Genomic DNA, 14,541 nt, shown 5'->3' on the forward strand with positions numbered 1-14,541 from the left:
CTCTAAACTTGTGGGCCTGAGTCGGAAAGGACCCCTTCCATGCCCAAGCCTGATCCCTTCGGTTTCGATATGTCCGTGTCGTCGGCCAAGAAGAAAAATCCGCGTGGACGCAGGGGTATGTCGGGGGCGTCGGAGACGTCGACCCGCATCTGCGATCATGAGGGCTGCAACGAGCCGGGCAAGTTCCGCGCACCCAAGGCACCGGACGTGCTGGACGACTATTACTGGTTCTGCCAGCAGCACGTACGCGAATATAATACCAAGTGGAATTTCTTTGACGGCACGACGGAGGCCGAGATCAACGCCCAGCAGTCCAAGGACAAGGTGTGGGAACGCCAGACCAAACCGTTGGGCGACCCCGAAGCGCGCGCCTGGGCTCGTCTGGGCATCGAGGACCCGCATCAGGTGCTCGGCAAGAACGCGACCCAGAACCCTGGTCGTGGTGGATCAGCGGCAGCACGTCGCCTGCCCCCGACCGAAAAGCGGGCCATCGAGATTCTTGAGGCCAAGGCGGACGACAGCAAGGCCGATGTGCGCAAGGCTTACAAGAAGCTGATTAAGGTGCTGCACCCCGACATGAACGGGGGCGATCGGAGTCAAGAAGAACAGCTGCAAGAGGTCGTCTGGGCCTGGGATCAGATCAAGGACAGCCGGAATTTCAAATAGATGCCGCGCTTGTGGCGCGGCCTCCGTGCCGCACACGCAGCAACCACATCTGCACAGCCGCCATTGATAGCGCCCAGGTGACGGCGACAGGTACGCTGTTGGTCAGCCCATCCAGGATCGCAACGAAGCCAAAGAGCGGCACTATTTCCAGCGCTTCGATCACTGTTGCATTTGGGACTGTGGCCGCCGCTACAGACAATGCGATGGCAGAGCCCACCAGCGCGCCCATCACAGTTGCCGCAATCGCGGACACAAGGCCGAGCACCTGCCCCCGCCAGCGCGCCCGGCCGAACCCGTCTGCAAGAAAAACCCCAGCAAAACCAGCGCCTGCGGCGGCCGAAAGCATAAAAAGCGGCGCTTCAGGCAATTGCCTTGTCAATTCTCCGCCCGCGGTTTTCATGGCACATGCGACACACAGACCAGCCGCCATGACGGCAAAGGTGCAAACGGATCGGGCCGAACGTAAAACTGGCATCACTATTTCCCCGTTTTGGACTGATGCCGATCCTGCACTTGCCTGTGTGCAGATGCCGTGCAGCACTTGTCGGGGAATTGCGCAAATAGCCTGCGATTGAAGCTCCCCTTCCCCTTGCCCTTTCCCGCCATATGTTGCACCACGACCCACGCGCCCATCCGGGGCGCGTTTTCTACGTTGAAGGACAGTTGAGATGGCGGACGGCGCGATGGACATCAATGCAAAACCAACCGAGGAAATCTCGGTCCGTGAGGTGTTTGGCATCGACACCAACATGGTGGTCAAGGGCTTTGCAGACCGTTCGGACCGCGTGCCGGAGCTGGACAGCACCTACAAGTTCGACCCCGATACAACGCTGGCGATCCTCGCAGGCTTTTCCCACAACCGCCGCGTGATGATCCAAGGCTATCACGGCACGGGCAAATCGACCCACATCGAACAGGTCGCCGCGCGCCTGAACTGGCCCGCCGTGCGCGTGAACCTCGACAGCCACATTTCCCGGATCGACCTGATCGGCAAGGATGCGATCAAGTTGAAGGATGGCAAGCAAGTCACTGATTTTCAGGAAGGTATCCTGCCTTGGGCCTTGCGCAACCCCACAGCCATTGTGTTCGACGAATACGACGCGGGCCGGGCAGACGTGATGTTTGTGATCCAGCGCGTGCTTGAAGTGGATGGCAAGCTGACCCTTCTGGACCAGAACCAGGTGATCAACCCGCACCCCTATTTCCGCATTTTCGCGACGGCAAACACTGTAGGTTTGGGTGACACGACGGGCCTCTATCACGGGACGCAACAGATCAACCAAGGGCAAATGGACCGCTGGTCGCTCGTGGCGACACTGAACTACCTGTCGATTGATGCCGAAACGGCGATCGTGCTGGCAAAGAACCCTCATTACAACACGGCGGAGGGTCGCAAGACCGTCAAGCAGATGGTGACCGTCGCAGACTTGACGCGGACGGCGTTTATGAATGGTGATCTTTCCACCGTGATGTCCCCACGGACGGTGATCGCGTGGGCGCAGAATGCCGAGATTTTCCGCAATGTGGGCTATGCCTTCCGCCTGTCCTTTCTGAACAAGTGCGACGAGCTTGAGCGCCAGACGGTGGCGGAGTTCTATCAGCGTCTGTTTGACGAAGAGCTGCCGGAAAGTGCCGCCAGTGTGAGCCTGGGATAAGCCAAAGGAGGCACGATGCATATCGGCCTGATTGGCGGCATTGGTCCTGCAGCAACGATTTCGTACTACAAGCGCCTGACCGATGCGATGCGGTCGCTGGGCGCGCCATTGGAGTTGACCATCGTCAACACCGAGGCGTCCACCCTGCTTGCTAACAACAAGGCCGGGAACAAAGAGGCACAGGCGCGGATTTACGCGAACCTTGTTGGCCGGTTGAAGGCGGCAGGCGCCGAGTGCGTCGCCATCACATCGTTGGGTGGGCACTTTTGCTTTGAGGAGACTGTGCCGCTGTCGTCCCTGCCTTTGGTCAGCGCGGTGAGCCCGCTTGACGCGTTTTTTGTGGCCCAAGGGTTAGACACCGTGGGTTTGCTTGGAACGGGTGTCGTCATGCGGACGCAGCTTTATGGCCAGCTTGAACACACAGCCGCTGTTGTTCCGCAAGACATCGACGGTGTCGGCACGGCCTACACCGACATGGCGCTCGCAGGCACATGCACTGACGCGCAACGCGCCTTTTTCATCGAAGAAGGGTGCAAGCTGATTGACGCAGGCGCGCAGGCCGTTGTTTTGGCGGGGACCGATTTGAACCTCGCCTTTGATGGGCGCGACGTGGGCTATGAAGTCATCGACGCGCTTGATATCCATGTGGATGTGCTGGTTGCCCTGGCGACCGGGCGCGCCACCCTGTCTGACCATTCTGTAGGCGGTTCTGCATGAGCACCCAAAACGACAACCCCGCCGATCCCTTCAAAAAGGCGCTCGCCGAGGCCACCAAGGTCATGGCGAATGACCCTGAACTGAGCGTATCCTACTCCGTTGACCCGGCGGGTGTGTCAGGCGACTCCATGCGCCTGCCGCAAGTGTCCCGCCGTATGACACGCGAGGAAGTGCTGCTGGCCCGGGGTACCGCCGACGCGCTGGCTCTGCATCGACGCTATCACAACGGGCAGACCCATGCGCGCTACTCCCCGCAGGGCGAGATGGCGCGGGATCTCTACGAGGCCATGGAAACGGCCCGTTGCGAGGCGATGGGCGCGCGCGACATGCCGGGCACCGCAGGCAATATCGACGCCAAGATCGCCAATGAGGCGATGCGCAAGGGTTATGACCAGTGCAAGCAGGCATCGGACGTGCCTTTGGCGGCGGCGGCGGGCTACCTGGTGCGCCATTTGGCGACCGGCCGCGATCTGCCCTCCGGGGCCGAGAACGCTATGGAGCTGTGGCGCGGGTTCATTGAGGATCAGGCGGGCGGGACGCTAGAGAACCTGAGTGACATTCTGGATGACCAGGCGGCCTTCGCCAAGTTCGCGCGGCAGGTGATCACCGATCTGGGCTATGGCGATCAGTTGGGCGATGACCCCGATCAGCTTGACGACGACATGGAAGACGAGGCCGAGGAAGGCCAGGAAGAGGATCAGGAGCCCGACAGCACCGGGCAGGACGACCAGGACGAGGAAAACGCCGAAGGTACGCCCGAAAGTTCGCAGGACGATACGCAGGATTCGTCGGAAGCCCAGGTCTCCATGGACGACATGGCGGATCAGGAGCTGGGCGAAGAGGCGGAGATGCCGGAGGGTGAGGCGCCGCTTGAACCCCCTGCCCCGCAACCGGTGTCCGAGGCTGATCCGGATTACCAAGTCTATCTGGATGCGCATGACGAGGAAATCGGGGCCGAAGATCTGGCCGAGCCGGTCGAGTTGGAACGTTTGCGCGCCTATCTGGATCAGCAGTTGGAGCCGTTGAAGGGGGCTGTTAGCCGTCTGGCCAACAAGTTGCAGCGCCGCTTGCAAGCGCAGCAGAACCGGTCGTGGGAGTTCGACCGCGAGGAAGGGATGCTGGATGCGGGCCGTTTGGCGCGTGTGGTGGCGAACCCGACGACGCCTTTGTCGTTCAAGGTCGAGAAGGACACGGAGTTCCGCGATACCGTCGTGACGCTGCTCCTCGACAATTCCGGATCGATGCGTGGACGTCCGATTTCCATCGCCGCCATCTGTGCCGACGTTCTGGCCCGCACGCTGGAGCGCTGCAATGTGAAGGTCGAAATCCTCGGCTTCACAACGCGCGCCTGGAAAGGCGGTCTTGCCCGTGAGGCATGGTTGAACGATGGCCGGCCAAGCCAGCCGGGGCGTTTGAACGATCTGCGCCACATCATCTACAAGTCTGCTGACGCCCCCTGGCGTCGGACGCGGCCCAATCTGGGGCTGATGATGAAGGAAGGCTTGCTCAAGGAGAACATCGACGGTGAAGCGCTGGAATGGGCGCATCGCCGCATGATCGCACGCCCCGAGGCCCGCAAGATCCTAATGGTGATCTCTGACGGCGCCCCCGTCGATGACAGCACCTTATCGGTGAACCCAGCGAACTACCTCGAAAAGCACCTGCGCGACGTGATCGCGATGGTCGAACGCAGGCGCGCTGTTGAGCTGCTGGCCATCGGGATTGGGCATGACGTGACACGCTATTACGACCGCGCCGTGACCATCACAGACGTGGAGCAATTGGCGGGCGCCATGACCGAGCAATTGGCGGCGCTGTTTGATAGTGATCCGCGGGCGCGGGCGCGTGTCATGGGGATGAAGCGCGCGAGTTGAGAGCGGCCCTCCGGGGGCGGTTTATTTGGCGAAATGAAGGTGGATCATGTTCCAGAGCTTTGAGGTCACTGCACGTCCGGAGCAAGGTCCACCGCGATTGAAGGCGTTGCGCACTGAGCTTAAGGCAGCGGGGTTGGATGGGTTCCTCGTGCCGCGAGCGGATGCGCATCAGGGTGAGTATGTCTCGGCCCGCGATGAAAGGCTGGCGTGGTTGACCGGGTTTACAGGATCCGCCGGATTCTGTGCGGCTTTGCTGAACGTAGCCGGAGTGTTCATCGACGGGCGTTACCGCACGCAGGTCAAGGCGCAGGTGGCGTCTGACTATACGCCTGTGCCTTGGCCTGAAACATCGCTGGCCGATTGGTTGAAAGAGCAGTTGCCGGAGGGGGGCAAGGTTGGCTTTGATCCTTGGCTGCACACGCCCGGCCAGATTGCGCAGGCCGAGGACGGATTGAAGGGCACCGGGATCACGCTGGTGCAATGCGAGAACCTCGTGGACCGCGTCTGGGAGGATCAGCCGGGGCCAGCCGCCGAGATGGCCAAGGTCCATCCCTTGGAGTTTGCCGGGGAAAGCCACGAGGACAAGCGCGCACGTTTGGCGAAGACATTGACCGAGGCCGGGGCGGCGTCCGCCGTGATCACCCTGCCCGACAGCCTGTGCTGGCTTTTGAACATTCGCGGATCGGACATCCCGCGCAATCCGATCGTGCAGGGCTTTGCCATCCTTCACGCCTCGGACACGGTTGACCTGTTTGTGGACGCGGCCAAGCTGGTCGAGGTGCGCGATCATCTTGGCGACGATGTGACGTGCTATGCGCCTGACGCCTTCCTTAGCGCGCTTGCTGAACTTGAAGGGCCCGTGCGTCTCGAAAAGTCTTCAGTCCCGGTGATTGTCGCCGATGCCATCGGAGACCGCGTGCAATGGGGCGATGACCCTTGTGCGCTGCCCAAGGCCTGCAAAAACGAAGCCGAGATCGCAGGCAGCGCCGAGGCGCATCTGCGCGACGGCGCAGCGGTGGTGGAACTGCTGGCCTGGCTCGATGCGCAAGCCCCCGGCAGCCTGCGCGAAACGCAAGTTGTCACGCAGCTCGAAACATACCGCCGCCGCGACAACGCTTTGCAGGACATCAGCTTCGAGACCATCGCAGGCACCGGCCCCAACGGTGCCATCATGCACTACCGCGTGACCGAGGAAACCGACAGCACACTCGAAGACGGGCACCTGATCGTTCTGGACAGCGGTGGTCAGTATCTGGACGGAACAACCGACATCACTCGCACGATCCCCATCGGCACGCCGCCCGAGGAAGCGCGCGCTGCATTTACCCTTGTGCTCATGGGCATGATCGGCATGTCACGCCTGATCTGGCCCAAAGGGCTCGCCGGTCGCGACATCGAAGCCATTGGCCGCGCGCCGCTCTGGTATGCACATCAGGATTTTGACCACGGGCTCGGCCATGGCGTCGGCGCTTACCTGTCGGTGCATGAAGGACCGCAGCGCCTGAGCCGGGTCAGCACAGTGCCGTTCCAACCCGGCATGATCCTGTCGAATGAACCGGGCTACTACCGCGAAGGTGGCTTCGGCATCCGGATCGAGAACCTGATTGTCGTGGAAAAGGCGGAATGCCCACCCGGTGGCGACGCTCACCGCGAGATGCTGTCCTGGCGCACGCTGACCTTTGCGCCCATCGACCGACGTCTGATTGTGGTGGACATGCTAGATGCGCCTTCGCGCGCGTGGCTGAATGCCTACCATTCTGAAACGCTTGAGAAAATCGGCCCCCGCGTCTCGGACGACGCGCGCGCTTGGCTAGAGCAGGCCTGCGCCCCACTCTAGCGCTGGCCGGGATGTCATTTCTCTGTTACACCTGCGCTTCATCACGATGGAAATGCAATGAGAAGGAGGCTCGGGCATGGCTGATCACATCAGGATCCGCAAAGCACCCGGCACATGGACTGTGCGCGCGGGTGGGGCTGTTCTGGGCGAAAGCAGCGATGCGCTCGAGCTGAGCGAGGGCGATTATCCTGCGGTCATCTACTTCCCCCGCGATGACATTGCGATGGCATTCCTGGACCGCACCGACAAGACGACGCATTGCCCTCACAAGGGCGATGCCAACTACTATTCGGTGGTCACCAAGTCGCAAACCTTGTCCAATGCCGTCTGGACCTATGAAGACCCGAAAGAAGACGTGGCCCGGATCAAGGATCACCTCGCCTTTTTCACGTCGAACGGCGTTACGGTCGAAGAGATCTAGCTGTGTTCTTCGGCTGCCGTGGCAGCCAGTGCGCGGTTGTAGGCTTTTAGCGCATCGACGTGGAACAGCGCGCCCTGCAGTTCGGGCGCGGCGTGTTCACCGGTGAGCGTCACCACCGGAATGAACCGGACCATGGTGCGGTCAAAGATCGGCATCGCGGCCTCAAGCGTGGCGCCCATATCGACATAAATTCCCTCGCCGATCATCTCCCAGCAGCGCGCCTCGTCGGCGGCGCGCGGGTCATCGGGTTTGCGCATGACAGAGCCGACGCGGAACATGGCCAGCAGGTAGGCTTGCGGCCCGGCCGCGAGGTGGACACCGCGCCGCTCAAGCTGCGTGAGAAAGAAGGATCTATCGACAAGGCGCGAGGACAATGCAGTGGACATGGAGACAGCGACCATGACCGCAAGGCCTGTCTGCCAGTCGCCCGTCAGTTCAAAGACAATCAAGGTGGTCGAAATCGGTGCGCCCAGCACAGCGGCCGCCACGGCCCCCATCCCAGCCAGCGCGTAGAGCGTGACCGACCCTGAGACATCGGGGAAAATGCCCGTTGCGACCAGCCCGAAGCCTAGCCCCGTCAGCGCCCCGATCATCAGCGAAGGCGAGAATACCCCACCGCCCATGCGCCCCGCCATGGTGATGGCGACGGCGGCGGTCTTCATCACGATGAACACCATTACCTCGTTCAGCGCCAACTGCCCTGTTAGGGCAAGCGATGTCGTTTCGTACCCGACGCCGATGATATGGGGATAGAAGATCGCCATGGCCCCCAGAAGCGCGCCCGCCACCGCAGGGCGCAGCCAGCGCGGCATGCCCGTACGGGCCTGGAAGGCAGAGCCCATGTCGTCGGTCCAGAAAATGGCCCGCATCAGCACGACAGCGACCAGCCCACAGAGAAGCCCCAGCAGCAGGAAGGCAGGTAATTCTTGGTAAAACACCAACTCGTTGGTTTCCGGCGCCATGAATTCGGTCACATCGCCAAATTCGAGCCGGTTGATGACTGTCCCTGCAACACTGGCGATGACGATGGGGGCAAAGGCGTGAACGGCAAAGTGGCGAAGCACGACCTCGAGCGCGAAGAGCGCGCCAGCTATGGGCGCGTTGAAGCTGGCCGATACGGCGGCGGCCACAGCACAGCCCAGCAGGTCGCGGCCTGTGACGCCATCCGCCTTGATCCAGCGGCAGACCTTGGTCGAGATGACGGCGGCCATGTGGACCACAGGTCCCTCGCGTCCGGTTGAGCCGCCGGTCGACAATGTGATGAAACTAGCAAAGGCCGAGGCGACGCCAGCGCGCGTGCCCACCTGTCCATCGCGCAACGCCGCCCCCTCGATCACATCCGCAACACTGCGGGCGACGCCGTCTTTGGTGAAGTTGTGCAGGATCAGACCCGTCACCAACCCGCCGACAATGGGGATGACCAGGATCCAATACCACGGCAGGGATGACGCGACGGTGTGCAGATATTGCACATCTTCGGTCCCGTAGAGAAACGCTTGCAGCGCCTCGATCCCCTTGCGGAAAAACAGTGCGGCAAAGCCCGCCGCGATCCCGATGGCAAGCGCGATGAACCAGAACTGCACCTGACTGGGCCCGCGATGGCGCAGCACCTGCCAGCCGCCCTTGCACGCGGTGACCGCGAGGTCGAGTTGCTGGGACAGGATGGATCGGTCGGGGGCGGACATGGGGACCGGGCTGCAAAAAACTGTGGCTGTCCAAGGGTTACGCCGATTGCCGCGGTCGCGAAAGCCCCCGTGGTGTCACAGAGCCGCGATTGTGGCCCTAACCGCTCAAAAGCGCGCGTGCAGCGCCGCGCGCCTCATCAGTGATGGTATCACCGGCCAGCATCCGCGCGATTTCATCGACGCGGTCAGGGTCGGCCAGTGGCACGACTTGCGAAGTGGTCATTCCTTTCGTCACTTTCTTTTCTACCCGCCAATGGTGCGCGCCAAGGGCGGCCACCTGGGGCGAGTGCGTGACGACCAGAACCTGCCCGGACGCGGCGATCTGGCTGAGGCGACGGCCAACTGCGTCAGCCGTGGCCCCACCAACACCTCTGTCGATCTCGTCAAAGATCATGGTCAGGCCCGTCTGTTCCCGCGTCAGGCACACCTTCAGGGCCAGCAAAAAGCGGCTGAGTTCGCCTCCGGAGGCGATCTTGTTCAACTGGCCCGCCGGCGCGCCGGGGTTCGTGGCGACCGTGAAGGCAACCGCATCACGGCCATCTGGGCCAGGGTCGTCATCGGTGATCTGGGTCTCGAACACCGCCCGCTCCATCTTGAGCGGGGCCAGTTCGGCCATCACGGCCTTGTCGAGCGTCTTGGCCGATTTACGCCGCGCCGCACTCAGCTTGTCGGCAGCGGTGTCATATGCGCTTTGGGCTGCTTTCAACTCCGACCGCAAGCGCCCGAGGTCGGCGTCGCCTGCGTCAAGCGCCGAAAGTTTGCTTCGCAGATCCTCAGCAAAGGCGGCCAATTCGTCAGGGGCAACATCATGCTTGCGGGCAAGGCCGCGAATGGCAAACAGCCGTTCTTCGGTATCCTCAAGTTCCGACGGGTTGAAGGTCAGGGTCTCGAGTGCCGAAACGATGCCATCAGTCGCCTCGTCCAACTCGACCATCGCGCGGGACAAGGCAGCCAACGGTGCGTCAAGCTGGCCCTCGGCGCTGTCAGCCACGCCGTCCAACCAGCGGATCGCATCACTTACCGCCCCTTCGGCACCGTCGTGACCAAGCACCTGGTGGGCGCGCTGCACATCCTCGCGGATCCGCTCCGCCCCCTGCATCAGACGGCGCTTGGTATCGAGCTCCGCGTCCTCACCCGGCTGGGGATCCAAAGCGTCGAGCTCAGCCACCGCGTGGCGCAGAAATTCTTCCTCTTCGCGAATGGCCGCCATCGCAGCTTCTGCTGCGGCCAATGCCTTTTTAGCCTGCCCAACGGCGCGCCATGTCTTGCGCGTCTTGTCACGGGCAGCGTCAAGTCCGGCAAAATCGTCAAGGATCGCGCGGTGCCCGCGCGGGTTCAATAGACCCCGGTCATCGTGCTGGCCGTGCAATTCGATCAGCGTATCGGACAGCGCACGCAGCACCTCGCCCGAACAGCGACGGTCATTCACCCAAGCCGTCTTGCGTCCATCGGCGGTGTTCACGCGGCGCAGGATCAGCTCGTCATCTGCAGGCAGGCCCGCCGCATCCAACACGGCACGCGCTGGATGGTCATCGGTGAGGTCGAACCACGCCGTCACCTCGCCCTGTGCCGCGCCCTGCCGCACCAGATCGGCCCGCCCGCGCCAACCAAGAACAAAGCCCAGACTGTCCAGAAGGATCGACTTGCCCGCACCCGTTTCGCCGGTCAGCACGTGGAGACCAGGCTGGAATTGAAGCTCCAACCGGTCGATGATCAGCATGTCGGATATGTCCAACCCGCGCAGCATCAGCAGACCCCAGTGGCGCGCGGCGGACCGCGCCGGTTGATCAGAGCCACCGGCCCCGGATCATCTGACGGTAAATCTCGGACAGCCAGTTGTTGCCGCGTGGGTTGGGTTCAAGCCCCTGTCCGGTCAGCAGATTGAAGCTGTCCTGATACCACTCCGTCGACTGGTAGTTATACCCCAGAATGGCACCAGCGGTCTGCGCCTCGTCGGTCAGGCCAAGCGACAGGTAGGATTCGACCAAACGGTGCAGCGCCTCGGGTGTGTGCGTGGTGGTCTGGAAATCCTCGACCACGACCCGGAACCGGTTGATCGCAGCGGCGAAGTTGTCGCGACGCAGGTAAAAGCGCCCGATCTCCATTTCCTTGCCAGCGAGGTGATCGAAGGCGAGGTCAAACTTCAGAATGGAGGACTTGGCGTATTCGCTGTCGGGATAGCGCTCGATCACCTCGCGCAGGGATTGCAGCGCCTGAAAGGTCAGGCCCTGGTCGCGGCCAACCTCGTCGATCTGATCATAGTAGCTGAGCGCAAGCAGGTACTGAGCGTAGGCGGCATCGTCATCATCGGGGTAAAAGTCGATAAACCGTTGCGCCGAAGACCGGCTGTTGGGGTAGTCCCGATCCCGGTGATAGGCAAAGGCCTGCATGATCAATGCACGGCGGGCCCAGTCGGAATAGGGATAAAGCCGCTCAATCTCTCCAAAATAAAAGGCGGCGTCGGTCAGGTCGCCCTGCTCTAGCTCGAACTCACCACGCTCAAAGATCTGTTCGGCAGAAAACGTCTCAAGCGGGACGTCCTGGCGGTTAAAGAAGCCGCCTGTGGTTGGACGCCCGTCATTGCCGCCGCACGCCGCCAAAAACGCCGTTGTGGTTATCACTGCTGCAAGACGCGCGATGGAGTTTCCGCGGATCATCCCTTGCCACCCCTAAATGCTTTGGCACCGCCCATTTCGGGCTGTTTGCTCGTCTCTAGCACAAAGTTTTCGTGGGGTGAAATGACGATTTACCGCTCAGGCGCCGTTCAGGCGACTTCGGGAATTTCGTCCCAGACCAGGCCCGCGCCAGGCAGGCGCGCCGTCATCTCGGGATCGCATGTGACCATGCGAACCGCATCAGGCGTGGCGAAAAGTTCGCGCAGCAACTGGTTGGTCATGGTGTGGCCTGCACGGATGCCGGTGTAGTGCCCGATCAGGGGCGCACCGGCGAGCGCCAGATCGCCCAAGGCATCAAGCATCTTGTGGCGCACAGGCTCGTCCGCGTGACGCAAGCCGCCAGGGCTGGACACGCGGTCGCCATCAAACACAACGGCGTTCACGCCGGGTGCGCCGCCCAAAGCCAGGCCGTTGGCCTGCATGTTTTTGACATCGTCCTTGCGGCAGAATGTCCGGCTGTCGCTCAACTCACGCGCAAAGCTGCCGTTTGCCATGTTCAGCGACTTCGACTGGCGCCCGATAGCCGGGTCAGCAAAGTCGATGTGGAAGTCGATACGCATCTCTTTCGCAGGTGCGATGCTGGCAGACGCATCATCTTGTGTAACAGTCACCGTCTTGAGCACCTCAAGCGCGCGCACACGGGCTGGCAAACGGCGCAAGCCGCGCTGCATGATACCCCGCACGAATGGCAGGGCAGACCCGTCGACAATCGGAACCTCCGGGCCGTCGATCTCGATCAGCGCGTTGTGCACGCCGCAGCCCGCGATGGCTGCCATGATATGTTCAACGGTGCCCACAGACACGCCAGCGTCGTTGACAAGCGTCGTGCACAGTGGCGACTGATGGACGGCATCGTAGCGCGCCGGGATCAGCGCATCGCGATCAGTGATGTCAGTGCGGCGGAACCAGATGCCATGTTCGGCCATGGCGGGGCGGATCGTCAGACGCGCAGACTTGCCGGAATGCAGTCCGCATCCGGTAAACACCACAGATCCTTTGACAGTTGTTTGCACGGGCCCCACCCATATTGTTGTTGTGTCATCACAGCTAAGGGTGCGCAGGGCAACACACAACTCACTCTTTGCAACGGTCTGAAACATCATTGTAACAGATGCGCAGCAAGACGCTCGACCGCCCGTAAGCCTCTGTTATATAGAAATAAAAGAGGCCGCTCAAAGGCGGCCTCCGCGCTGGTTTGTGACCAGAATTCAGTTCGCTTGACGTCTCAGGAAGGCTGGGATTTCAATCCGCTCCTGATCGGGGTCGGCCACGTCCGCCGGACGCGGGGCCGGTGCGGGCGCTGGTGCGGCACCACGGGTCTGGACTGGAGGTTGCTGACGCGCGGGGCGTTCGGCAGCAGGCGCACCTTCGTTGGTGCCGGTCATCCGATTGATCAGCGAGTTGATGCCAAAGCGCGGCTTCTCGGCGGACGCTGCCGGTGCGGCCTGCTGCGGTGCAGGTGCTGCGGCAGGCGCGGCCTTTTGTGTCGCGGCGCGAAGACGGGCCAACGCCTCGGGCGATGGTGTCCCTGGTGCAGGTGCACGCGGCGCAACGAACTCTTCTGCGGCGGGCAATTCCGGCTCCGGGCGCGGCTCAAACGCGGCCACTTGCGGCTGGTAAGCGGGCGGCGGCAGGTCATCGTCTGCAACGGCGGGCGCCTCATCGGCAAACATATCATCCGAGGTATCATGCGTCGCGGCGGGTGCTTCCATCTCCTGGAAAAGCGACGGCTCTTCTGCGGCGGCAGCGACCGGCGCAGGTGCTGGTTCCGGCATGGGCTCAGGCGCAGCGGTGGCAGGTGCCTCAGTCGCAGTGCTTTGCGGCAGCGGCGCGGCCATGGAGCGGCGCGGCACCGGAATGTCGGTCTGCACGTCCGTGGCGTCGATCCCGGTGGCAACGACGCTCACGCGCATCATGCCTTCCATCGCGGTATCCAAGGTCGATCCGACGATGATGTTTGCATCCGGGTCAACCTCCTCGCGGATGCGGTTGGCGGCCTCGTCCAGTTCGAACAGGGTCAGGTCGTGCGCGCCTGTGATGTTGATCAGCACACCCTTGGCGCCGCGCAGGGAAATCTCGTCCAGCAGCGGGTTGGCAATGGCCTTCTCGGCCGCCTGGATCGCGCGATCTTCACCGTCCGCCTCGCCCGTGCCCATCATGGCCTTGCCCATCTCATCCATCACGGCACGCACGTCCGCAAAGTCGAGGTTGATCAGACCCGGGCGGACCATCAGGTCGGTGACGCCTTTGACGCCCTGATACAGCACGTCGTCGGCCATCGAGAACGCCTCGGTAAAGGTCGTCTTTTCGTTGGCAAGGCGGAACAGGTTCTGGTTCGGGATGATGATCAGCGTATCGACCATCTTTTGTAGGCTGTCGACACCGTCTTCGGCCTGACGCATCCGCTTGGCGCCTTCGAACTGGAAGGGCTTGGTTACAACACCAACGGTCAGAACCCCCAACTCACGCGCGGCTTGTGCGATAATTGGCGCAGCGCCTGTGCCAGTGCCGCCGCCCATACCGGCGGTGATGAAGCACATGTGAGCACCAGCAAGGTGGTCCACGATCTGTTCGATTGATTCTTCGGCTGCAGCGGCACCGACACTGGCCCGTGCACCGGCGCCAAGTCCTTCGGTCACCTTGATGCCCAACTGGACCCGGTTCGTCGCAGCGGACTGTTGCAGCGCCTGAGCATCCGTGTTGGCGACGACGAAATCGACGCCATCCAGTTGTTTTTCAATCATGTTATTGACGGCATTGCCCCCTGCGCCACCAACACCAAACACGGTGATGCGCGGTTTCAGCTCGTCATGTCCGGGCATGGAGAGGTTCAAGGTCATAGTCAGGTCCGCCTGTCTGTTGCCGCATTCGCGGGTGTTTTTGTGCCTAAATTTTTCCAACCGTAGCGTTTCAGGGGTCAAACGTCACCCATTAATCGCAAAAACACCGCAAAATATGGGCGAATTCTCGCTGTTTTTTACCGGATGTCCGCATCGACACCAGATGTCGCT

General features: G+C 62.0%; 12 protein-coding genes. 6 read left to right on the top strand and 6 right to left on the bottom strand.

All coding sequences use genetic code 11. From position 1 onward, the window contains the following. Window positions 1-39 precede the first annotated feature (39 nt). A complete protein-coding gene (locus tag FD715_RS05265; protein WP_147106260.1) occupies window positions 40-666 on the top strand; it encodes a J domain-containing protein in 627 nt (208 codons plus the stop codon). On the opposite strand, the gene FD715_RS05270 is transcribed toward FD715_RS05265, so the two are convergent. Continuing rightward, a complete protein-coding gene (locus FD715_RS05270) occupies window positions 659-1,012 on the bottom strand; it encodes a hypothetical protein (protein ID WP_147106263.1) in 354 nt (117 codons plus the stop codon). The two genes, FD715_RS05265 and FD715_RS05270, sit on opposite strands and share 8 nt — an antisense overlap. Before the next feature lie 322 nt (window positions 1,013-1,334). Here FD715_RS05270 and cobS point away from each other — a divergent pair, with 322 nt between their 5' ends. The 5 genes from cobS (at window position 1,335) to FD715_RS05295 (ending at window position 7,170) form a co-directional block, all read left to right on the top strand. After that, on the top strand, window positions 1,335-2,321 hold the full coding sequence (gene cobS, locus FD715_RS05275; protein ID WP_147106266.1) for a cobaltochelatase subunit CobS: 987 nt from the start codon (window positions 1,335-1,337) through the stop codon (window positions 2,319-2,321). 15 nt (window positions 2,322-2,336) lie between these two features. Continuing rightward, window positions 2,337-3,038 carry an aspartate/glutamate racemase family protein gene (locus tag FD715_RS05280; protein WP_147106269.1) on the top strand — a complete coding sequence of 234 codons (702 nt, stop codon included), beginning with the start codon at window positions 2,337-2,339 and terminating at the stop codon, window positions 3,036-3,038. Further along, a complete protein-coding gene (gene cobT / locus FD715_RS05285; RefSeq protein ID WP_147106272.1) occupies window positions 3,035-4,912 on the top strand; it encodes a cobaltochelatase subunit CobT in 1,878 nt (625 codons plus the stop codon). The genes FD715_RS05280 and cobT overlap by 4 nt, the downstream gene beginning before the upstream one ends. Before the next feature lie 46 nt (window positions 4,913-4,958). Continuing rightward, the gene (locus FD715_RS05290; RefSeq protein ID WP_147106275.1) at window positions 4,959-6,749 is read left to right on the top strand and encodes an aminopeptidase P family protein; all 1,791 of its coding nucleotides are present in this window, start codon (window positions 4,959-4,961) and stop codon (window positions 6,747-6,749) included. Window positions 6,750-6,825: 76 nt separating this feature from the next. Next, window positions 6,826-7,170 (top strand): DUF427 domain-containing protein, encoded by a 345-nt coding sequence (locus FD715_RS05295; protein WP_147106278.1) that lies wholly within the window; start codon window positions 6,826-6,828, stop codon window positions 7,168-7,170. Here FD715_RS05295 and FD715_RS05300 read toward each other — a convergent pair. The 5 genes from FD715_RS05300 to ftsZ all read right to left on the bottom strand — a co-directional run bounded on the left by FD715_RS05300 (window position 7,167) and on the right by ftsZ (window position 14,370). Then, window positions 7,167-8,855 (bottom strand): chloride channel protein, encoded by a 1,689-nt coding sequence (locus FD715_RS05300; RefSeq protein WP_147106281.1) that lies wholly within the window; start codon window positions 8,853-8,855, stop codon window positions 7,167-7,169. The genes FD715_RS05295 and FD715_RS05300 overlap by 4 nt on opposite strands. A gap of 97 nt (window positions 8,856-8,952) precedes the next feature. Beyond that, window positions 8,953-10,602: a DNA repair protein RecN gene (recN, locus tag FD715_RS05305; protein WP_147106284.1), complete on the bottom strand. Its 1,650-nt coding sequence runs from the start codon at window positions 10,600-10,602 to the stop codon at window positions 8,953-8,955. A gap of 40 nt (window positions 10,603-10,642) precedes the next feature. Further along, entirely contained in the window at window positions 10,643-11,512 is an 870-nt protein-coding gene (locus FD715_RS05310; protein WP_147106286.1) for an outer membrane protein assembly factor BamD, read from the bottom strand. A gap of 107 nt (window positions 11,513-11,619) precedes the next feature. Continuing rightward, on the bottom strand, window positions 11,620-12,543 hold the full coding sequence (gene lpxC / locus FD715_RS05315; RefSeq protein ID WP_147106289.1) for a UDP-3-O-acyl-N-acetylglucosamine deacetylase: 924 nt from the start codon (window positions 12,541-12,543) through the stop codon (window positions 11,620-11,622). Between the two features lie 195 nt (window positions 12,544-12,738). After that, window positions 12,739-14,370: a cell division protein FtsZ gene (gene ftsZ / locus FD715_RS05320; RefSeq protein WP_147106291.1), complete on the bottom strand. Its 1,632-nt coding sequence runs from the start codon at window positions 14,368-14,370 to the stop codon at window positions 12,739-12,741. Between the last annotated feature and the right edge of the window lie 171 nt (window positions 14,371-14,541).

The sequence above is a fragment of the Tateyamaria sp. syn59 genome (assembly GCF_007995245.1).
Lineage (GTDB): Bacteria > Pseudomonadota > Alphaproteobacteria > Rhodobacterales > Rhodobacteraceae > Tateyamaria.